Origin of the sequence: Desulfomicrobium orale DSM 12838, from assembly GCF_001553625.1 — a bacterium.
GTDB classification, from domain to species: Bacteria; Desulfobacterota; Desulfovibrionia; order Desulfovibrionales; family Desulfomicrobiaceae; genus Desulfomicrobium; species Desulfomicrobium orale.
The window spans coordinates 92,992-112,056 of the sequence record NZ_CP014230.1 but is presented as its reverse complement, the minus strand read 5'-3'; the positions used below and the strand labels follow the sequence as shown (position 1 = coordinate 112,056).

20 protein-coding genes are annotated in these 19,065 nt (G+C 63.8%); 7 read left to right on the top strand and 13 right to left on the bottom strand.

Going from position 1 to position 19,065, the window contains the following annotated elements; genetic code table 11:
- Positions 1–2: 2 nt before the first annotated feature.
- From AXF15_RS00580 to AXF15_RS00525, 12 genes are all read right to left on the bottom strand, one after another.
- Complete coding sequence (locus AXF15_RS00580; protein ID WP_066601820.1) at positions 3–701, bottom strand: N-acetylneuraminate synthase family protein; 699 nt, start codon at positions 699–701, stop codon at positions 3–5.
- A complete protein-coding gene (gene asnB / locus AXF15_RS00575; RefSeq protein ID WP_066601818.1) occupies positions 692–2,551 on the bottom strand; it encodes an asparagine synthase (glutamine-hydrolyzing) in 1,860 nt (619 codons plus the stop codon). The genes AXF15_RS00580 and asnB overlap by 10 nt, the downstream gene beginning before the upstream one ends.
- A gap of 18 nt (positions 2,552–2,569) precedes the next feature.
- Entirely contained in the window at positions 2,570–3,634 is a 1,065-nt protein-coding gene (locus AXF15_RS00570) for a class I SAM-dependent methyltransferase (protein ID WP_169793550.1), read from the bottom strand.
- 56 nt (positions 3,635–3,690) lie between these two features.
- Positions 3,691–5,772 carry a glycosyltransferase gene (locus AXF15_RS14730; protein ID WP_066601808.1) on the bottom strand — a complete coding sequence of 694 codons (2,082 nt, stop codon included), beginning with the start codon at positions 5,770–5,772 and terminating at the stop codon, positions 3,691–3,693.
- Positions 5,769–6,749, bottom strand: coding sequence for a UDP-glucose 4-epimerase GalE (galE, locus tag AXF15_RS00560; protein WP_066601804.1), 981 nt, complete (start codon positions 6,747–6,749; stop codon positions 5,769–5,771). Before galE ends, AXF15_RS14730 begins: the two co-directional genes overlap by 4 nt.
- The gene (locus AXF15_RS00555; protein ID WP_066601802.1) at positions 6,749–7,717 is read right to left on the bottom strand and encodes a UDP-glucuronic acid decarboxylase family protein; all 969 of its coding nucleotides are present in this window, start codon (positions 7,715–7,717) and stop codon (positions 6,749–6,751) included. Before AXF15_RS00555 ends, galE begins: the two co-directional genes overlap by 1 nt.
- A gap of 250 nt (positions 7,718–7,967) precedes the next feature.
- Positions 7,968–8,771: a tetratricopeptide repeat protein gene (locus AXF15_RS00550; protein WP_066601800.1), complete on the bottom strand. Its 804-nt coding sequence runs from the start codon at positions 8,769–8,771 to the stop codon at positions 7,968–7,970.
- 2 nt (positions 8,772–8,773) lie between these two features.
- Complete coding sequence (carA, locus tag AXF15_RS00545; protein WP_066601798.1) at positions 8,774–9,883, bottom strand: glutamine-hydrolyzing carbamoyl-phosphate synthase small subunit; 1,110 nt, start codon at positions 9,881–9,883, stop codon at positions 8,774–8,776.
- A complete protein-coding gene (gene kdsB, locus AXF15_RS00540; protein WP_066601796.1) occupies positions 9,880–10,617 on the bottom strand; it encodes a 3-deoxy-manno-octulosonate cytidylyltransferase in 738 nt (245 codons plus the stop codon). Before kdsB ends, carA begins: the two co-directional genes overlap by 4 nt.
- 33 nt (positions 10,618–10,650) lie before the next feature.
- Positions 10,651–11,874: a 3-deoxy-D-manno-octulosonic acid transferase gene (locus AXF15_RS00535; protein ID WP_066601790.1), complete on the bottom strand. Its 1,224-nt coding sequence runs from the start codon at positions 11,872–11,874 to the stop codon at positions 10,651–10,653.
- Positions 11,874–12,782, bottom strand: a complete 909-nt coding sequence (locus AXF15_RS00530; RefSeq protein ID WP_066601787.1) for a D-alanine--D-alanine ligase family protein — start codon at positions 12,780–12,782, stop codon at positions 11,874–11,876. The genes AXF15_RS00535 and AXF15_RS00530 overlap by 1 nt, the downstream gene beginning before the upstream one ends.
- On the bottom strand, positions 12,745–13,368 hold the full coding sequence (locus AXF15_RS00525) for an HD domain-containing protein (protein WP_066601785.1): 624 nt from the start codon (positions 13,366–13,368) through the stop codon (positions 12,745–12,747). Before AXF15_RS00525 ends, AXF15_RS00530 begins: the two co-directional genes overlap by 38 nt.
- 86 nt (positions 13,369–13,454) lie before the next feature.
- On the opposite strand from AXF15_RS00525, the gene AXF15_RS00520 reads away from it, so the two are divergent.
- The 3 genes from AXF15_RS00520 (at position 13,455) to upp (ending at position 15,476) form a co-directional block, all read left to right on the top strand.
- Positions 13,455–13,682: a HypC/HybG/HupF family hydrogenase formation chaperone gene (locus AXF15_RS00520; RefSeq protein ID WP_066601780.1), complete on the top strand. Its 228-nt coding sequence runs from the start codon at positions 13,455–13,457 to the stop codon at positions 13,680–13,682.
- The gene (hypD, locus tag AXF15_RS00515) at positions 13,669–14,751 is read left to right on the top strand and encodes a hydrogenase formation protein HypD (RefSeq protein WP_066601779.1); all 1,083 of its coding nucleotides are present in this window, start codon (positions 13,669–13,671) and stop codon (positions 14,749–14,751) included. The genes AXF15_RS00520 and hypD overlap by 14 nt, the downstream gene beginning before the upstream one ends.
- 98 nt (positions 14,752–14,849) lie before the next feature.
- Complete coding sequence (gene upp, locus AXF15_RS00510; RefSeq protein WP_066601778.1) at positions 14,850–15,476, top strand: uracil phosphoribosyltransferase; 627 nt, start codon at positions 14,850–14,852, stop codon at positions 15,474–15,476.
- A gap of 82 nt (positions 15,477–15,558) precedes the next feature.
- Here upp and AXF15_RS00505 read toward each other — a convergent pair whose 3' ends face one another.
- Positions 15,559–15,966 carry a hypothetical protein gene (locus AXF15_RS00505; RefSeq protein WP_151192232.1) on the bottom strand — a complete coding sequence of 136 codons (408 nt, stop codon included), beginning with the start codon at positions 15,964–15,966 and terminating at the stop codon, positions 15,559–15,561.
- A 371-nt stretch (positions 15,967–16,337) separates the two neighbouring features.
- Between AXF15_RS00505 and yedE the strand changes: the two genes are divergently transcribed.
- Genes yedE through AXF15_RS00485 form a run of 4 tightly spaced genes read left to right on the top strand, consistent with a single transcriptional unit; the run spans position 16,338 to position 19,055 of the window.
- Entirely contained in the window at positions 16,338–17,441 is a 1,104-nt protein-coding gene (yedE, locus tag AXF15_RS00500; protein WP_066601769.1) for a YedE family putative selenium transporter, read from the top strand.
- The gene (locus AXF15_RS00495) at positions 17,438–17,653 is read left to right on the top strand and encodes a sulfurtransferase TusA family protein (RefSeq protein WP_066601764.1); all 216 of its coding nucleotides are present in this window, start codon (positions 17,438–17,440) and stop codon (positions 17,651–17,653) included. The genes yedE and AXF15_RS00495 overlap by 4 nt, the downstream gene beginning before the upstream one ends.
- 26 nt (positions 17,654–17,679) lie before the next feature.
- Positions 17,680–18,207 carry a putative Se/S carrier protein gene (locus AXF15_RS00490; RefSeq protein WP_066601761.1) on the top strand — a complete coding sequence of 176 codons (528 nt, stop codon included), beginning with the start codon at positions 17,680–17,682 and terminating at the stop codon, positions 18,205–18,207.
- Complete coding sequence (locus tag AXF15_RS00485) at positions 18,195–19,055, top strand: NAD(P)H-hydrate dehydratase (protein WP_066601759.1); 861 nt, start codon at positions 18,195–18,197, stop codon at positions 19,053–19,055. Before AXF15_RS00490 ends, AXF15_RS00485 begins: the two co-directional genes overlap by 13 nt.
- Positions 19,056–19,065 lie beyond the last annotated feature (10 nt).

Here is a 19,065-nt window from a genome sequence, read left to right as displayed (position 1 = left end):
GATTACAGCAGCCTGCGCAGGTCGTCCCTGAACCCGCTCAGCCCGGCCAGTTCCCCGGGCGTCATGCTGCAGACGTGATCGGGACCGTGCATGTTCCGGTCCAGGGTAAAGTGCTTTTCGATGATGCCCGCCCCTCTGGCCAGGGCGGCCTGGGCCGCGCTGATGCCGACGGTGTGGTCGCTCAATCCGGCGTAGCGGGTGAAGTCCACTTGGCCGAGGTGCAGTCGTTCCAGGGGCGTGGGGTACTGTGAGACGCAGTACAGAAAGGACACCGGAACGCCGGAGGGGATGGACGGAAACTCCGGCTTATCCCACATGCCCAGGGATACCAGCAGCGGCTTGCCGGTCCGGCACAGGCGGCCGATCAGCTCTTGGTCGCGGATGGAGCGCGAGGCGATCTTGTAGCGCCGCACGCCGAGCTCCTCCAGCCAGGCCACGCGCTCGGCATCGAAAACCGAGGCCAGAAACTCGATGCCCATTCTGGCACAGCATTCGGCCAGCCGGGCCGTATCGTCCCTGGAGAGCTCCGTGGACAGGTTGTATTCGTACCACGGATTGTTTTCTCGGGGAAAAAGCACGGCGGCGTCGTAGAGCTGGAATTTGGCCGCGTCGGCGCCGTTTCTTTTGGCCTCGGCGATGAGCTCGAAGGCCAGGTTCATGTCGCCGTTATGATTCTGGCCGATTTCCGCGATTATCTCCATTCCTGCATCCTTGTAAGCCACAGATCGAGCATGATGAAAGCGAAAAGCGTGTGTCCGTTCAGGCGTTCGGGATCGTCCCGGAGCCGGAGGGCCGTTTTTCCGGCTCCCTTAGCCAGAAAACCGTGCCGCGACAAGGAAGACGAGGGTGAAAAGGCCGCATCGAGCAGGTCCGCCCACTCGTTTTTCAGCCAGTGGTCCACGGGCACGTTGAAGCCGTGCTTTTTCCGGTCCGCGACCCCGGCGGGCAATTTGTCCGCAAAGGCCCGGCGCAGAATCCATTTCAGTTCGCCGTCCCTGACCATGTCCGAAAAGGGCAGCCGCGCGGCCAGCTTCTGTACCTCCGGGGCAGCGAAGGGCACCCGGCCTTCCACGGAGTTGGCCATGGTCATGCGGTCCGCCTTGGCCAGCATTTCGAAAGGAAAGTAGAATTTCCGGTCGTGACGGATGTAGTCCGGGGTGTCCCAGGCCGTAGCCCTGAAGGCGGAAAAGTGGCGCACGGACGACCGGGCGTCGCGGAAGGGATCCGCCGCGAAAAGCGCGGCCTTTTCTTCTTCCGCCGCGTAGTAATGCCAGGCCAGAGCACGTTCGGGGCCGGACATGGCGGCCAGCGCGCCGAGGCGTTCCTCCACGCTCAGTCCCGTGTTCTGAAAGGAGACCGGACGGTCCGGGACGGCCGCGGGGAAGGTGCGGTCCGCATGGGGCAGAAACGGATACCAGGAGTAGCCGCCGAAAGCCTCGTCCGCGCCGTCGCCGGTCAGCAGCACCTTGACGCCTTTTTCGCGGGCCAGGCCGGAGATGGCCAGCACGCCGAGGCCGGAGGACACGGCAAAGGGCTGGTCCGCCTTGTCGCAGAACTTAGGCAGCAGCCACCGGAACATATCCGCCGTGGCCTTGAGAAGGTGGTGTCTGGTGCCCAGCGCGCGGGCCGTGGCCAGAGCCTGCTCCGACTCGTCGGCCATGCCGTGGTAGGGGTCTTTTATGTTGTCGAAGGCGATGGTGAACGTGTCCAGACGCGTCAGGCGCTCCACGGCCAGGGTGGTCACGATGGAACTGTCGAGCCCTCCCGAAAGGAACGCGCCCACGGGCACGTCGGAGAGCAGGCGCGAGTGCACGGCCCGGGTCACGGCGGCCCGCACGGCCTCGATCCGTTCCGCTTCACCGAGCTTTGCCGCGTCCGGAGCCGGCGCGACGCGGCAGGCATAGGGGCGGATGCGCACGCCTGCGGCGTCTGCGACCAGGATGTGTCCTCTTGGCAGGCTCTTGATAGCTGCAAAGGCGGTGGACGGTTCCGGAATCCACAGGAAAGTGGGGAAATCCCACAGGGCCTGATGGTCGAGCCCTCCGGGCAGTTCCGGAATTTTCAGCAGGCTTTTCATCTCCGAGGCGAAAGCCAGCCCTCCGCCGGGCAGGTGAGCATAGTAAAGCGGCTTTTCCCCGGCCGGATCGCGGGCCAGGATGAGTTTTTTTTCGTCTTCCACCCACAGGGCGCAGGCGAACATGCCGTCCAGACAGGAAAACAGCTCTTCTCCGTGCAGATCGAAGAGGTGGCAGATGGCTTCGCCGTCGGAGCGGGTCCGGAAGGAAAAGCCCCGGCCTTCCAGGTCCCGGCGGAGCTTCGGGGAGTTGTATATCTCGCCGTTGTAGAAGAGCACGGCATTTTTGCGGGAGTTATGCAGAGGCTGGTCTCCCGAATAGAGATCGTTGACGGCCAGCCGGCGCATTCCGGCCATGTATCCCGTGCCGTGATAGCGGCCGCTGGAGTCCGGTCCCCGGTGGTGCAGCGCCCGGATCATGCGTTCGAGCACGTCCGGATCGGCCTGTCCGGATTTTATTCCGCAAATTCCACACATACTGGTTGGCCGCCGTCCTCAGGAAAGCATCTTCCGGATGGCCAGACGCACTTCGCCTTCCGGGCCCAGAATGTACTTGCCGTATTTTTCTCCGGTATAGACGGAAGGGTCGTCGAATATGGACGGGCCCCGCTGGTGCCGCCATTCCAGCGGATGGAGTTTGCGCAGTCTGGAGAGGATTTCGCTGCTCAGGAAATATTCCCGGGGCGCGAAAAAATTGTCGAGCATGGTGTAGGTCATGCCTTCGCGCACTCCGCGAAGCCGCATGTGAGCGCAAAACCGTTCCGGAGAAACGTCCGCCAGGAGTCCGCGCATGCGGTCGTACACGGCCCAGTAGAACCCTCCCGCGCCGTACAGATACAGCCACAGAAAACCGCCGGGTCTGACCAGCCGGTAATGGTCGTCCAGGCCGGGAAGGCAGCGCGGGGTGTGGTGCAGCACGCCGTTGGAAGCTACGAAGTCGAACTGCTCCGAATCGAACGCACCCAGATCCGTCACGTCCATTTCCACAACCTCAACGGCGTGCAGGCCATACCTGGCTATCTGGCGGCGGAAGAATTCCAGGCTGGCGGAGCCGACATCGGCGGCGACCACCCTTCCGGCGCCCATTCTGGCCAGAGCCACGGCCAGCCGTCCGGTGCCGCAACCGCCGTCGAAGCACGTCCTGCCCTTCAGGAAATCCTCCCCGAATCCGCTCTGGCGCAGACGGTCTTCCACCAGCGAGACGGAGTGGTCGTATGTCTCGTTGCTGTAAACCGTCCAGGCACGTTCAAAAAGGTCCTTGGTTTTTTCTTCTCCGGACAGGATATCGGAGGAAATTTCAGGTACGGGCGCGAATTCGGCGGCCATGTCCGCCGCGCGGCACATTTTTTCCGCGAGAAAACGGAACAGGCTTTCAGTCCGCTCCACGGGGTCCTGCTGCGGATGCAGGAGGATATCCTCCATCAGAGCGGCGATGTGGAGCATGCTGTCCAGTTTCTCCCAGGTCCGGGCCGGATGCTCCGGGCCGGTCGCGGCCGCCTCGAAAGCGGCCACGGCGGGAGGGAGTTCGGGCGTGGAGCGGCTTGTCGGATTTGATTTCATGGTCGTTGTTTCTGTTTGCATGCGTGTCTGATGGGCGGACAGTATTTCGCCGCGCTTCATCGTGCCGGAGCCAGACTTTGATAGAGATCCATGTAGCTTTTCGCACACAGGTCCGGGTGCCATTGTTTCAGGGCAAAGGCCCTGCACAGTCTGCGGATGGCGGGATTTTCCTTCGCTCCGGCAGCCCAGCGGACGCCTTCCAGCAGCCCCTTGGCGTCGCCCGTGGGCGCAAGAAAGCCCGTTTCCCCGTGGCTGATCATCTCCGGTATGCCCCCGGCCGCGAAGGCGACCACCGGCGTGCCGCAGCCCAGGGCCTCACAGACGACATTGGGCTGGTTGTCTTCCAGCGAGGGCACCAGCACGGCGTTGGCGGCGTTGTACAGCGCGGCCATGTGCTGGTCGCTGTCGATATGGCCCGTGGCCTCAGCCTTGACGCCCGTTTCCAGAAAGGGGCGGGGCGGGTCGCCGCCGAGCAGGAGCACCGTGGTCCTGTCCTTCAGTTCCGTCCGGGCCAGAAACTGGAGCATCTCCAGCAGAAAGGCTCCGCCCTTGCGCCTGTTGCCCAGGCTCTGGGCGGCGAAAAGCAGGACGAGTTCTTCCTTGTCCATGCCCAGCCCGGCCCGCAGGTCGTCCCGGTTGAGGGGCTGGTACACGGACAGGGGCTGGGCGTACGGTATGACGTGCACCGGAAAGCGTGAAAAGAGCGAGCTTTTACGGGCTTCTTCGGCCAGCCAGACACTGGGAGCCACGATGTGCAGATTGAGCTTGCGGTAGGCGGTCATGCGCGATTTCCAGGTCTGCCGCGAGATGTCGTTTTCATCGCGGGAACCGAGCTGCGGACAGGAGCCGCAGTGCTTCTCGAAGCCCCGGCATCCGTCCGCGTAATGACAGCCGCCGGTAAAGGGATTCATGTCGTGCAGGGTCCACACCAGCGGCCGTCCGGCGAAAGCCTCCGGCTCCAGGGCCGGGTCGCACATGCCCGCCACCCAGTGCAGGTTCAGGACATCGAAATCCGCAAGGCCCGGCACGTCCCGCAGGGAGAAACCCTGGGCCGGAAAGGAAAAATGTTCGGCTCCGGCGGGCCGGTCCGGGAACCTGCTTATCATCTGGCCGTGGCGGTACTCGCAGGCCGGAAGGGCGCTGTGCCAGGCCGTTTCTCCCCGGCTCGCGACATGGTGGCCGCGGGCGGGCAGTACATGCACGGCCTCGCGGGAGAAAAACTGGCGCATGACATAGAATTCGCTGCTCACACCCTTGTCCCGCAGGGCCTGATGCTGGCGCAGGGCGGCGATGGCCGCTCCTCCCGCGTCGCTGGTGGAGAACATGGCCACTCTCGGGACGGGAAGCGGCGTCTGGGGCTTTACGGCCTCCATGAACAGGGAGTCGGGCTTGCGGACGTTTCCCTCGGCGTCGCTGTCCAGTTCGCGGATGGACGGCTCGGCGGAGAGGCTCGCGTCATGCGTCTGGCGCGTTATCCGCGTGAATCCGGCCGATTCCAGCAGGCCGCTCAAGGACACCTGGTCGTACATCCAGCGGTGCAGTTCGCCCGAGCCCGAAAATTCCGGGTTGGCGGGTTCCAGAGCGGGCCGGCGGCCCGCCGGGGCCGGACGGAAGTGCCGGGCGGACTCCATGCCGGAGCGGGCTTCCTCGCCAAGACGAATTTCGATGAATTCCCGCTGGGGCACGGGGTGCTCCCGCCACCAGGCCAGCATTTCCCCGCCGCTTGCGGTGCGGGTGAGCTGGTCGAGCATTTCCACCAGTATCCACTGATGGCGTTTTTCCGCACCTTCCTTTCCCGTCCGGGTCTCTTCCAGGGTTTTCAGATAGGCGCGGGCGATGTCTTCCAGGTCGGGAACGGCCAGACGCAGCAGGCCGCCCGGTCTGAGGACGCGGAAACATTCGCGCACGAAGAATTCCCCCTGCCGCTTGCTGAAATGTTCCAGCACATGGGAATGGTACACCACATCGAAGGAGGCGTCGGCAAAGGGAATGCCCAGGCGCAGGTCATAGGCCAGAACATGGGGGGAATATGAACGGAAATCGACGTTCACCCAGCCCGGTCTCCAGGTCCGTCCGCAGCCGAGGTTGAGAAGTTTCGGTCCGGCCTGCGGAGCGGCAGCTTCCTGAGGTTTGTTCATGAGATCCGCCCTCTTCGTTGCTCCCAGGCCCATGCGGTCCGGAGAATTTCCTCGATGGATGAGTGGTGCGCCCGCCAGCCCAGGACTTCGCCCGCCAGCCCGCTGTCGGCCACCAGTTCCGCCGGGTCGCCCTCGCGCCTGGGTCTGAATACATGGGGCACGGGACGTCCCGTGACCTCTTCCGCGGCCCGGACAATTTCTCTTACGGAAAATCCCCGGCCTGCGCCCAGATTCAGGATGCTGTTCCCGCCGCCTTTTTGCAACCGTTCCACGGCGGCGATATGGGCTTTGGCCAGATCGCGCACGTGCACGTAATCGCGGATGCAGGTGCCGTCTGGGGTGGGGTAGTCATCTCCGAAAATTTCCAGAGCCTCGATTCTGCCTGCGGCCGCCATCAGCACGCGCGGAATGAGGTGTGTCTCCGGGTCGTGCCATTCGCCGGTTTCACCGTCCGCGTCGCAGCCCGCCGCGTTGAAATAGCGCAGGGAGGTAAAGTGCGTGCCGTACGCGCGCCCGTAGGCGGCGAGCATGCGCTCCATGAAGAGCTTGCTCTCGCCGTAGGGATTGATAGGGCTGGCCGGGGTGCTTTCGTCGATGGGCATGCGCTCCGGCGTGCCGTACACGGCACAGGTGCCCGAAACCACGATGTCGCGCACATCCTCGCCGCGCATGGCGTCCAGCAGGCTCTGGGTGCCGCCTACATTGTTGCGGAAGTACTTTTCCGGATTGATGACGGACTCGCCCACATAGGCCTTGGCCGCGAAGTGGATGACTGCCTCAACGCGCTCCCGGCGCATGGCCGTGCGCAGACGCTGGGTGTCGAGGATGTCGCCGTGGACGAATGCCCCCCAGCGCGCCAGTTCCCGGCGGCCGGTGGACAGGTTGTCATAGACCACGGGTTCATGTCCGCTTCGGGCCAGCTCCTTGCAGGTGTGGCTGCCGATGTAGCCTGCCCCGCCCGTGACCAGCACTCGCATCACGCGGCCCCTTTCAGCACGCCGGAGCGCAGCAGACCGTCGAAATAGGCGATGGTCCGTTCAAGGCCCTGGCGCAGGGACACTGTGGGTTCCCAGCCGTAGCGCATTCTGGCCTGGGTGATGTCCGGGCGGCGCTGTCTGGGGTCGTCGCCGGGCAGGGGCAGATGCACGATTCTGGAGCCGCTGCCCGTGAGATCGATGACCTCCCGCGCCAGCTCGGCGATGGTGAATTCACCGGGGTTGCCCATGTTCAGGGGGCCGGTGAAGCCCGACTGGTCGTTCATGAAGCGGATGGTCAGTTCCGTCAGGTCGTCCACATAGCAGAAGGAGCGGCTCTGGCTGCCGTCGCCGTAAAGGGTGAGGGGCCTGTCCTGAAGAGCCTGGACGATGAAATTGGAAACCACGCGGCCGTCGTTGGGATGCATGCGCGGGCCGTAGGTGTTGAAGATGCGTCCCACACGGATGGGCAGGCCGTGCTGCCGGTGGTAGGAAAAGAAGAGGGATTCCGCGCAGCGCTTGCCCTCGTCGTAGCAGGATCTCTCACCCAGCGGATTGACGTGCCCCCAGTAGCTTTCGGTCTGCGGGTGCTGTTCCGGGTCGCCGTATACCTCGGATGTGGACGCCTGGAAGATGCGGGCGCCGAGCCGCTTGGCCAGTCCCAGCATGTTGATGGCCCCGTGCACGCAGGTCTTGGTGGTCTGTACCGGGTCGTGCTGGTAGTGAATGGGCGACGCGGGGCAGGCCAGATTGTATATCTCGTCTACTTCCATATAGAGTGGAAAGGTGATGTCGTGGCGGATGACCTCGAAGAGGGGATTGCCCAGCAGATGCTGGATGTTCTGACGCGAACTGGTGAAAAAGTTGTCCACGCAGATGACCTCGCAGCCTTCCCGCAGCAGCCGTTCGCAGAGGTGTGACCCCAGAAAGCCGGAGCCGCCCGTGACAAGTACTCGTTTCTGTAAGTGCATGATTGTTTCCCGCCGTTCAGGCAAGAGATGTCAAATTATTTGCAGCCTGAGGCTGGTCTGCAGCCTTTAAAGCATTTGACGTGCCAGTTGGCGAAAATAAGGCGGGAAGCCGTTCTGAAGCGGGGAAAAGGCCCTCCCTTGTCGGGAAGTAGAGGCGGCGGGAGAACCGGTTGGCGGGAGTCTGACGGTGGAAGCCGCCGGGAAGAAAGTTTGCGGGCGCGTTCCCGCAGGCGGCAGGGACCTCAGTGTCTTATGTCCGGGCCTGCCTGTCCGCGAAGAGCTTCATTTTGCGGGCTTCATCAAAATCCGGATTGATGTCCAGAGCGTCCGCCGCGGCCCGGGCGGCCCGCTCCCAGGCTTTCATGTCCAGATAGACCCGGCCCAGATTGAAGTGAATGGATTCGTCCCGGCTTTCCCGTTCCAGAGCCCGCAGGTAAAATTTTTCCGCCTCGTCCAGTCGTCCGGCCTTGCGCAGGGTCATGCCCAGCCTGTTCAGGGCGTGGGCGTAGTCCTGGTCCTGAGGGTAGGCCGCGTGCAGATGGCTCAGGGCTTCCTCGCACCGGCCCGCTTCCAGGAAAATGTCGGCCAGGGCCGCGCGCAGTGCCGTATCCTCGGGGTTTTCCTCCGTCAGCCGGGAAGCGGTCTGCCCGGCCTCTTCGGGATCGTCCCTGCGCAGGGCCTGCCGGATAAGCTCCAGCTGTTTCTGCCGGTACAGTTTCAGGGCTTCCAGACGGACGTCGGCCTCCTCGGCCAGATTTTCCCGCAGAAAGGCCTGGAGTTCGCCGAGGGCGGCCAGAAATTCCTGCTCCGCTCCGGGCGTGTAGCGGATCTGCACCGGGTAGATTTTTTTCAGCTCCCGGTCCGTGCCCAGCATGTAGGCGGCTTTGTCCAGGGCTTCGCTGTATTCCTGCATTTCCCGCTTCATGAGCGGCGTTTTGAGCACGGTGCCCACGGCTTCGTGCATGCCGGTCACGGCGGCCAGGAGCTTGCCCTGCTTGAGCAGCATGCCCACTTCGGCCAGCTGCTTCCTGGCTTTGAGCGTCTCGGCGGACATGTCTACCGTGCCCGCTCTTCCAGCATGTGCCGGAATTCGGTGAAAAAGGACCGGCCGCCGGGAGGAGTCGTTCCGGGGTAGTGCTGCACGCCGAAAAGGGGCTTGGTCCGGTGCCGGAATCCTCCGGGTGTCCCGTCGTTCAGATTGAGATGGGTCTGTTCCAGTTCGTCCAGGCCGGAGATGTCCACGCAGAAGCCGTGGCTCTGGGAGGAAATTTCGATCTTTCCGCTGACATCGTCCCGGATCGGGTGATTGGCGCCGTGATGGCCGAAGCGGAGCTTGTGGCTCGACCCGCCCAGGGCGAGGACCAGAAGCTGGTATCCCAGACCGATGCCGCTGACGGGACAGATTTCGCAGAGTTCCCGGACAATGGAGACGGCTTCACTCATGGCCGCCGGGTCGCCGGGGCCGCTGGACAGGAATACGCCGTGCGGCGCCAGCTTTCTGACGGACTGCGCGGGGAAGTCCGGCGGCACGGCCAGAATGGCCAGCCCCTCGGCGGCGAGCTGCCGCAGGGCGCTCCAGCGCGTGCCGTAGTCGTACACGAGCACCTTGAGCCTGTCTCCGGAGTCTTCGGGCCACTGGGGCGCGGCGGGGCGCGGGCCCTGATCCGTCCAGTGATAGGGCTCTTCCGGAGCCGTGAAATCCGCCAGCCGGGCGCCTTCCATGGACGGCAGCGTTCTGGCCTTGGCTGCCAGCGCCCCGGGGCCTTCTTCCGTGGAGATCACGCCGCGCATGGCTCCGTGAATGCGCAGGTGCCGGGTCAGGGCGCGGGTGTCGACGCCTTCCAGACCCATGACACCGTGGCGCTTCAGGTAGTCCGGCAGGCTTTCCGTCGACCTCCAGCTGGAAGGCTCCCTGCAGCATTCCTTGACGATGAGGGCCGGACAGTGAACCCGCGCGGATTCGGCGTCTTCGGGGTTGACGCCGTAGTTGCCGATGAGCGGGTAGGTCATGCAGACCATCTGGCCATACTGGGCGGGATCGGTCAGAATTTCCTGATATCCGGACATGGCGGTGTGAAAGATGACTTCGCCCGCGGCTTCACCGGGGCCGGTAAAGGACTCGCCGGTGAAGACCGTTCCGTCTTCGAGGGCCAGAATCGCTTTCATGTGTGCTGCTCTCCTTGCATGAGCTGACTGACAATGGGCAGATCTTCGGGCCGGTCCACACCCAGGCTTTTGTGCCGGGTGAGGGCCACGTGGATGGGAATTCCGGCTTCGAGCAGCCGGAGCTGTTCCAGTTTTTCCAGTCGTTCCAGGGGGCTTTCGCTCAAAGCGCTGAACTTTTCAAGGACGCGCATGTAAAACCCGTAAAGGCCGATGTGTCCGAGATACGCGGGTTCGGTCTCGCGGCCGAAGGGGACGGGTGCGCGGGAGAAGTACAGAGCCCGGCCGCTTTCGGCGCGGACGATCTTGACCCTGTCCGGCGAGGCGGCTTCCCTGGCGCTGATGGGCGTGCCCAGGGTGGTGACCTGTACGCGGGCGTCATCGAAGGGACGGATCAGCTCCGTGAGCATTGCCGGCTCCAGGGCCGGCTCGTCGCCCTGAACATTGATGACGATATCTTCCGGACCGGCCCCGAGGGTCCGGGCGGCTTCCAGCACGCGGTCCGTGCCGCTGGCGTGATGGGTGCCGGTCATGAGGACCTCCATGTCCGACTGCCGGGCCGCCTGGAAAATACGCTCGTCATCCGTGGCCAGAACCACTCTGGAAACCAGCGGGCACATGGCCGCGCGGCGCATGACATGCCAGAACATGGGCCGGCCGTGGATCAGGGCCAGGGGTTTGCCCGGAAAGCGGGAACTCTGGTATCTGGCCGGGACAATGGCGAGAACTTCGGACATGGGACATCTCCATGAGCGGGGCGGCCCGCGTCGTCATTTCAGAAAAGGCCCGAGCATCGAAGCGGAGGCTTTGGTGGCTCCGGCCCGGGCGGCGATGTAGGCCTCGGCTTGGCTGCGGACCTCCGTCCGGGGCGGGGCGGGAGCGGCCAGTTCCCGGGCCAGTGTGCCGATGTCGCCGCTTTTGCGGACCAGGGAGACGAAGATTTCCGGGCCCACCCAGTCGAAATTGCGGGTATGCGGGCCCGTGGCGGGCAGGACACCCTGACTCAGGGGTTCCAGAAAGTTCTGACCGCCCAGCCGGGCCAGACTGCCGCCCACAAAGGCCCGTCCGGCCAGCCCGTAGGCCGCGCCCAGTTCACCGAAGCGGTCCCAGACGACGACCGTTCCGGGCCGGGCCGGGCTGTTCAGGCTGCTGCGCAGGACAGCGGGGATGCCCGCTGCCGCCAGCTGCTCCATCCAGGGGCCGGTACGGTGCATGTGGCGGGGAAAAAGTCCCACGATGCACGCGGGCCGGAGTTCTCTGAGCATCCGGACAAGGGCCAGTACGGCCTCTTCCTCCTCCTCGCGCACGGAGCCCAGCACCACGAACCAGTCATCTTCCGGAATCAGGTGGCGCAGAGGATTGCCCCGCCGTTCGAGAAGCGGCGCGTTCATGGCCCGGTCGAATTTGATGTTGCCTGTGATCCGGACGCGGCCGTGCCCGAAGACCAGACCGAAGCGGAGGGCGTCGCCGGGGGAAATGGCTCCGATGGCCGCCGGGGGGGGCAGCAGCGGGCGCAGAAACAGGTAGCCGCCGAGGGAACGGGAACTCATGCGGGCGTTGAGTACGACCACGGGGACGCGCAGCATCGCGCAGGCCATGAGCAGGCCCGGCCAGAGCTCCGTTTCCAGCAGCACGACCACGGCGGGCCGGATCCGCTTCAGGGTGAAATACATGAGAGGCGGCAGATCGAGAGGCAGCATGCGGGGATGGAACGGACCGCCGGCGGCTGTTTTTTCCAGAATGGAGAGGCCCTGGGCCGTGCAGGTGGTGGCCAGCGTGGACACGGCCGGGAGATGGGGCATGAGGCTCTGGATGAGCTGGCATTCTCCGGCCGACGCGCCCTGTATCCAGATGCGGCACGGGCCGGGCAGTCCCAGCCCGAGGCGCTGCCGCCAGCCTTGGCGCAGGCGTGGGGACAGAAAGAGAAAAGGCGCGGCCAGACAGCCCAGAGCCGTGTAGGCGGCAAAGGCCGCGGCGCGAAGCAGGGGCCGCATCAGTGTTTTTTGCGCAGACCCAGTTCGATCAGCCGGGCCAGCAGGGCCTCGAAGGACATGCCCACGGCCTGGGCCTCCTGGGGCAGTAGGCTGGTGGCGGTCATTCCGGGCAGGGTGTTGACCTCCAGAATGTGCGGGACGCCGTTTTCATCCACCATGAAGTCCGCGCGGCTGTAGTCGGACAGGCCCAGAGCCTCGTGGGCCGTCCGGGCCATGCGTTGCAGGGTCGCGGTGAGCTCGGCGGACACGGGCGCGGGACAGATTTCTTCCGTGGCTCCGGCCATGTATTTGCTTTCATAGTCAAAGAAGACGCCGCGTTTGGGCCGGATCAGAATGGGCGGAAGTTCCTCGCCTTCGAGCACGCCGCAGGTCAGCTCCTGCCCCCGGATCAGAACTTCGGCCAGCAGATCCTGCCCGGCGGTCGCGGGCAGGTTCAGACAGGCGTCCAGTTCTTTCTGGGTGGAAACGATGCTCACGCCCAGACTGGAGCCGCCCGTGTTGGGCTTGACGACCAGCGGAAAAGGAAGGCTGGGCCGCCACGAGCGGACATGGCGGGCCGGAATGAATTCCCAGGCCGGGGTGGTCAGCCCGGCGTCCTCGAAAATCTGCTTGGCCACGGCCTTGTTCAGGGCCAGAAGCGAGGACCGGGAGGCCGCGCCCTGAAAAGGCAGGTTCATGCGCTCCAGCAGGGCCTGGACCAGCCCGTCCTCGCCCGGTGAACCGTGCAGGTTGATGAAGACGAAATCCTGCCCCCGGGCGGCTGCGGCCAGCCCGCGCAGATCCCGCTCCGGATCGAACAGGGTGACCGTGTGTCCCAGGGCGGACAGGCTTTTTTCTATCTGCTTCGAACTGCTCAGGGCTACGTCACGTTCACCGGACCAGCCGCCGGCGATCAAAAGGATACGCATGGATGTCTTCTCCCAGAAATGCGCTCAAGAGGTTTTCGATGTCCCGGTTCTGCTGCCTGGACCGGCCGATCCAGTCCCGGCTGCGCTCGTTTTTTCCGTAGCGGTCCATGAGGTCGTCAAAGCGTTCTTCCAGGCTGACCAGATCGTCGTGGCGGACGCGCTTGTCGGCGTAAATGACGGCCAGAGGCAGAAAGTGCCGTTCCGGGTCCAGCTCGCCGGGCCAGTACACGTGGTGCATCACGCCCTGGGCGATGTGTGGATTTCCGGTCAGCTGCATGACCCAGGCCGCGCCGAGCTGACTGTGGTCACCGCCTATGCGGATGGCGCAGGTCTTGCCCAGGTCGTGCAGCAGGGCCGAAGCGCGAACGCTCTGCACGAAATCTTCCGGCGGCAGCCGCTGCGGGTTGCCTGCGCTCCGCCCGGCCGCCATTTCGGCCAGCGCCGTGGCCACATGGGCCACCAGTTCGCTGTGCCGCTTGATGTTCTCCAGCATCCGGTAATTGTCCCACCAGACGCGGCACTGCCCGTCCGATGGGATGCGGCCGGCAATGGCGGTGGAGACAAGAGGGAGAGGCTGTGGACTCATGCGGTGGCGGGGAAGAGTTCATTGACACGCAACAGGCCGGGATTTAGCAACTGCCCCAAGAAAAAGTAAAGCGGGAGATTCATCCTATGTGTCTGGCGGTGCCCATGGAAGTGGTCATGGTGGATGGAAAAAACGCGGAGGTGCTGATGGGCGGCGTGGCCCGGCGCATCCGGCTGGACGTCATGTCCGAAACGGTGGCCGTGGGCGATTATGTGGTGGTGCACGCCGGGTTCGCCCTGACCCGCCTGGACCGGGAAGAAGCTCTGGCGACGCTCAGGCTTTTCGAGGAAGGATTCGGACTTGGACGCGCTTGAGGGCTTTTCCGATCCCCGGCTGTGCCGGGCGCTTCTGGACCGTATCCGCGCGGAACTCGGCGGCGGGCTGCGCTTCATGGAAGTCTGCGGCACGCATACCGTGTCCATCTTCCGTAGCGGCGTGCGTTCCCTGCTGCCGGAGGGCGTCACGCACCTGTCGGGTCCCGGCTGTCCCGTCTGCGTCACTCACGACAGCGAGGTGGCGGCCTTTCTGAAGCTGGCCGGACAGGGCGCTCTTGTGGCCACCTTCGGCGACCTGATGCGGGTTCCGGGACCGGGGAAGCGCTCCCTCGGGACGGCCCGGGCCGAAGGTGCGCGGGTCAAGGTGGTCTATTCACCCTTCGACGCCCTGGTCCTGGCCAGGGAAAATCCCGGAGACAGGGTGGTTTTTCTGGGCGTGGGCTTCGAGACCACCGCCCCGGCCGTGGCCGCCACGATCAAGGCGGCCAGGGAAGAGGGCGTCGGCAATTTTTCGGTTCTGTCGCTTCACAAGCTGGTGCCGCCCGTTCTGAGAGTCCTGGCCGGCGATCCGGATTTGCGGGTGAACGCCTTTCTGCTGCCGGGGCATGTTTCCGCGGTCATCGGCCTTGAGCCTTACCGCTTTCTGGCCTCGCGGCATGGCCTGCCCGCCGTGGTGGCGGGCTTCGAACCCGTGGACATCCTCCAGGCCTTGCATCTTCTCGCGTCCATGAAGATCAGGGGGCAGGCGGAAGTGGTGAACGCCTATACCCGCGTGGTCTCCAATGCCGGAAACCCTGCGGCAATGGCTGTTATGGCCGAGGTTTTCGAGACTTCGGACGCGTCGTGGCGGGGTATCGGCGTCATTCCGGACAGCGGTCTGCGCATCCGCGAGGAATATGCACAGTTCGACGCCATGCGCGTGTTCGGCCTGTCTCTGGAGGAAGTGCCCCGGATCAGGGGCTGCCGTTGCGGAGACGTGCTGCGGGGCAAGCTGGCTCCGGACGGGTGCGGCCTTTTCGGATCGGCCTGCACACCGGCCTCTCCTGTGGGGCCGTGCATGGTGTCCACCGAAGGCTCCTGTGCCGCCTACTACAAGTATCAGTTGTAATTTCAACGGAATGCACCGGCTGGCGTCCGCTTGCGCGTTCCGGTTTTCCGGGCGGCTGTGTCGCTGCCCCCGCACTTCGACATTTTCCGGGAGGACCTATGGCCGTATTCGTGGCGGAACACCCTTTGATCAGGCACAAGCTGGGGCTTATGCGCAAGCACGACATCAGCACCAAGAATTTCCGGGAACTGGCTTCGGAACTGGCCAGGCTTCTGACCTACGAGGCCACAAAGGATCTGGAGACCGAGAAAAAGACCGTGCAGGGCTGGGCCGGGCCGGTGGAAGTGGATGTCATCAAGGGCAAGAAAATCACCGTGGTGCCGATTCTGCGGGCGGGTCTGGGCATGCAGGACGGCGTACTGGATCTGATCCCGGGAGCCAAGGTCAGCGTGGTCGGATTCTACCGCAACGAGGAAACGCTCGAACCTGTGGAATACTATGTCAAGCTGGCCAAAAGCATCGGAAAACGCATGGCCCTCATTCTGGATCCCATGCTGGCCACCGGCGGTACCCTGGACGCCACCATCCGCTGCCTCAAGGCGGCGGGCTGCACGAGTATCAGGGGCCTTTTTCTGGTGGCCGCGCCCGAGGGCATCCAGCGCATCACTCAGGCCCATCCCGATGTGGATATCTATGTGGCCGCGGTGGACGAGCGGCTCAATGAAAATGGCTACATCCTGCCCGGTCTGGGCGATGCCGGAGACAAGATATTCGGCACCAAGTGATATTTTCCGAAGGGCTCTTAAAAAAGCCGTCCCGGCTCGGAGTCCGGGGCGGCTTTTTTTGCGGGATATCGACCTCGTCGTGTCAGTCTTCCCGCTCCGAAGGACAATGCGCGAAAGACGGCACGTGGAATCCGTCCACCAGTTCCTGGGCCAAAGGTTCGATTCTGTCCACGAATTCCCCGTCCAGCACCATCTCCACCTCTTCGTCCGAGGGCAATCCCTGACCGGAGGCCGCGCGTACCTTGACGAGAATCACCCGGCCATTGCTCATGAGCTCGTACCCCACCATGCGGCTCATGCCTCGCTCGTGCAGTCCGGCGATATGCCGCTTCACCATCCCGAACAGCTCCAATCCTGTTTCGGGCTTGGTTACGATGGAAAAAACACGCTCCTCCACACTTCCTCCGTTTATGCCAAATTCGTGGCCGTGAATATGCTGTCTGATAGCCAAGGCGGTAAAGCCGCACAAGCTGTCTGGATAGGGAGTCATGACAGGGCGTTCATCTGTGCACGGGCTGGTCCGGCCAATACAATACTGCGCTGTCAGATCCCATACGCACGGAACCTGGCCTCTGGAGTAGTATATCCACCTTCGGCTGCGCGATATGCGTGTGATCAGCTCATCTTCTCATACGCAGGGTCAAGCGCACTGACACTTTGTATCCGAGGACATGCTCTTTCCATCACCGTGTCTTGCAGGAATTCGAACTGGGATGGGGATTGGCTGTTTTCGCAATCCATCCAGCTGAATTCATGATGGATCGTCCGGCTTTTCATTGCGGAAAGCAATTGGACTTGGACCTGTTTTTTTCTGTATCCAGAAAGCTGGCGCAAATATCGACTATTCACTGGAGGGGAGCAATGGCGCGGAAAACAAACGTTTTCGCTACCACGGCAGGCATTCTCGCGACCGGGGGGATAATCGGCATAGCGGCCTGCCTGCTGCAGAAATTCGGCAATCCGGGCAATATGGGGCTGTGCGTGGCCTGCTTCGGACGGGATGTGGCCGGAAGCATCGGTCTGCACCGGGCGGCAGTGGTGCAGTATCTGCGGCCTGAAATCATGGGTTTTGTTCTTGGCGCGTTTGCCGCCGCCCTGCTTTTCAGGGAGTTCAGGCCCAGTGGCGGCTCTTCCCCCCTGGTCCGCTTCGTGCTGGGCATGATCGCCATGATCGGTGCTCTGGTTTTTCTGGGCTGCCCATGGCGTGTTTTCCTGCGTCTGGCCGGGGGAGACGGCAACGCTCTGGCCGGATTGGCCGGGCTGGCGGGCGGCGTATGGCTGGGGACCCTTTTCTTCCGCAAGGGATACTCTCTGGGCCGCAGCCAGAGTCAACCCGCCGGTTCAGGTCTCATCATGCCTCTTGTCATGCTCGGCCTTGTGGCGCTGCGTATTTTCTATCCACCTGTTCCGGAGGAGGCCCAGAACGGCCTGCTCTGGTACTCCCTCAAGGGGCCGGGAAGCATGCACGCGCCCTTGGTCCTGTCTTTGGGAGCGGGTCTGGGCATAGGATTTCTGGCCCAGCGCACCCGATTCTGCACCATGGGTGCCCTGCGCGACGTCATCCTCTTCCGGCAGGGATACCTGCTTTACGGCGTATTGGCCTTTTTCGGCGCGGCCCTGGCCGCCAATCTGCTGCTGGGCCAGTTCCATCCGGGGTTTTCCGGACAACCTGTGGCTCATGCGCAGTGGTTCTGGAATTTTTCCGGTATGGTCGTGGCAGGGCTGGCCTTTGCCCTGGCCGGAGGGTGCCCGGGCAGACAGCTTTTTCTCTGCGGCGAAGGCAACAGTGACGCCGGGATCTTCGCCATGGGGCTCTTGGCTGGCGCGGCTCTGGCCCATAATTTCGGGTTGGCCAGTTCGCCCCAGGGAACCACGTCTCACGGCATGGTCGCGGTAGGAGTCTGCCTGGCCGTGTTGCTGTTCATCGGTTTCACTCATTGTCCGAAGCAGGGAGGCCAGGCATGAAAACCCAGGTTGACGCGTGCGGCCTGTCGTGTCCGCAGCCGGTGCTTCTGGCCATGCGGGCCATGGAAAAAGCGGGGTCCGGGTCCATCGAGATTCTGGTGGATAACGAGGCCAGCCGGGAAAATGTGAGCCGCGCGGCCAGGGCCAAAGGCTGGGCCGTAAGCGTTCACGAACTGGACGGAAACAAGTGCCGTCTGGAACTGAGCAAATAGGTCTTTTCCGGCGTCTGATCCGATTCATGCGGTGGGGCCGGGATGAGATTCCCGGTCCGCCGGACAGGGGACTTCTGCTTTTCGCCGGTACAGGAGAGGTCATTCGGGCTGAAACACTGCTCAGGCAGGCGCACTTCGGCGTCGCGGTTAAAGGGCCGCCGCCGGATCTCCGCCAGGGCTGTGACATGGTCATCGAGTTTCCGCTGCTGCATGAGCCGCGCGTCAGGGAAATTCTGGCCTCCGCCGGGCTGACTCCTTTGCGCGTGGCGGCGGTCCGTGACTTCCTGCTGGAGCCCGTGTCTCTTTATCACGTCAAGGACGTGGACGGCTTTCTGCTGGTCCGGGCGGCCAACATGAAGATCTGTGTGGATAGGGGTTCCGGGCGCATTGTCAACATATCCGGTGGCGGTTGCCCGGATGTGCCCTATCTGGCCGAGGCTCTCGTGGGCAAAACCCTGGCCGAGGCTCCGGAACCCCGCTCTCTGGGCCAGACTCTGTGCGGCTATGCCTTGCAGCTGGCGTTCGAGGAGGCCAGACGGCTATGCTCTGGCTGATCGCCGGGACGATTCCCCGTGACGATTTCGAGCTTGCCAGAGGGCCGTTCCGGCTGCGCGGGAGGCGTCTGGAATGCGGCGGACAAATCCTGCCCGTGGTCCGGGGCACTCCCGCTCTCATGGCCGCGGCCGCCGCGACAGCGGATGTGCTGGGGCTCGCTCCTCTGGACGCCATTCTCGCCGGGGATTCGGGCGGCGGCAGGGGGAGCCGCGCTCTTTACGCCCGGCTGTGCGGGGAGCCGCCATCCTGCCGGGGAGTGACCTTTCATTACCTTCTTCCGGACATCCAATGGCACAATTCCGTGCTCTGGGCCCTGGAAGCCTTAAGTCCTGCGCCTCTGCTGGTGGCCGACGCCGGTTTCATGTATGCGGCCAAGATGAGCGGTTTCGCCTCCCATTACGATCTCTTTACTCCTGACGCCGGGGAAATGGCCTTTCTGGCCGACGAACGCGCTCCGCACCCGTTTTATACGCGCGGGTTCCTCCTTCAGGAGGAGGAACGGATACCGGAGCTGATCCGGATGGCCTATGCCTCGGAAAACTCGGCCCGGCATCTGCTGGTCAAGGGCAGTACGGACCATATGGTGGCTCATGGTCGTGTCGTGGCGGAAGTGGGAGAACCCCGGACTCCAGCCATGGAGGCCATCGGCGGCACCGGGGACACGCTGACCGGCATGGTCACGGCTCTTCTGGCCTCGGGGCTGGGTATTCCCCGCGCCTGCCGTACGGCGGCCCTGGCCAACCGCCTGCTCGGAGTGTTCGGTAAGCCGTCCCCGGCCACAGGCGTGGGAGAGCTCATTTCCTTCCTGCCCCAGGCATTGGAGAAAGCCATGGCGGATAGCGCGTAGTATTTCTTCT

Bases quoted from the DNA above. Each gene is read 5' to 3' on its own strand.
- AXF15_RS00580 (WP_066601820.1), bottom strand. From the start codon at position 701: ATGGAGATAATCGCGGAAATCGGCCAGAATCATAACGGCGACATGAAC.
- galE (WP_066601804.1), bottom strand. From the start codon at position 6,749: ATGCGAGTGCTGGTCACGGGCGGGGCAGGCTACATCGGCAGCCACACC.
- AXF15_RS00570 (WP_169793550.1), bottom strand. From the start codon at position 3,634: ATGAAATCAAATCCGACAAGCCGCTCCACGCCCGAACTCCCTCCCGCC.
- kdsB (WP_066601796.1), bottom strand. From the start codon at position 10,617: ATGTCCGAAGTTCTCGCCATTGTCCCGGCCAGATACCAGAGTTCCCGC.
- yedE (WP_066601769.1), top strand. From the start codon at position 16,338: ATGGCGCGGAAAACAAACGTTTTCGCTACCACGGCAGGCATTCTCGCG.
- AXF15_RS00535 (WP_066601790.1), bottom strand. From the start codon at position 11,874: ATGCGGCCCCTGCTTCGCGCCGCGGCCTTTGCCGCCTACACGGCTCTG.
- AXF15_RS00530 (WP_066601787.1), bottom strand. From the start codon at position 12,782: ATGCGTATCCTTTTGATCGCCGGCGGCTGGTCCGGTGAACGTGACGTA.
- AXF15_RS00525 (WP_066601785.1), bottom strand. From the start codon at position 13,368: ATGAGTCCACAGCCTCTCCCTCTTGTCTCCACCGCCATTGCCGGCCGC.
- carA (WP_066601798.1), bottom strand. From the start codon at position 9,883: ATGAAAGCGATTCTGGCCCTCGAAGACGGAACGGTCTTCACCGGCGAG.
- upp (WP_066601778.1), top strand. From the start codon at position 14,850: ATGGCCGTATTCGTGGCGGAACACCCTTTGATCAGGCACAAGCTGGGG.
- asnB (WP_066601818.1), bottom strand. From the start codon at position 2,551: ATGTGTGGAATTTGCGGAATAAAATCCGGACAGGCCGATCCGGACGTG.
- AXF15_RS00505 (WP_151192232.1), bottom strand. From the start codon at position 15,966: ATGACTCCCTATCCAGACAGCTTGTGCGGCTTTACCGCCTTGGCTATC.
- AXF15_RS14730 (WP_066601808.1), bottom strand. From the start codon at position 5,772: ATGAACAAACCTCAGGAAGCTGCCGCTCCGCAGGCCGGACCGAAACTT.
- AXF15_RS00495 (WP_066601764.1), top strand. From the start codon at position 17,438: ATGAAAACCCAGGTTGACGCGTGCGGCCTGTCGTGTCCGCAGCCGGTG.
- AXF15_RS00490 (WP_066601761.1), top strand. From the start codon at position 17,680: ATGCGGTGGGGCCGGGATGAGATTCCCGGTCCGCCGGACAGGGGACTT.
- AXF15_RS00520 (WP_066601780.1), top strand. From the start codon at position 13,455: ATGTGTCTGGCGGTGCCCATGGAAGTGGTCATGGTGGATGGAAAAAAC.
- AXF15_RS00555 (WP_066601802.1), bottom strand. From the start codon at position 7,717: ATGCACTTACAGAAACGAGTACTTGTCACGGGCGGCTCCGGCTTTCTG.
- AXF15_RS00485 (WP_066601759.1), top strand. From the start codon at position 18,195: ATGCTCTGGCTGATCGCCGGGACGATTCCCCGTGACGATTTCGAGCTT.
- AXF15_RS00550 (WP_066601800.1), bottom strand. From the start codon at position 8,771: ATGTCCGCCGAGACGCTCAAAGCCAGGAAGCAGCTGGCCGAAGTGGGC.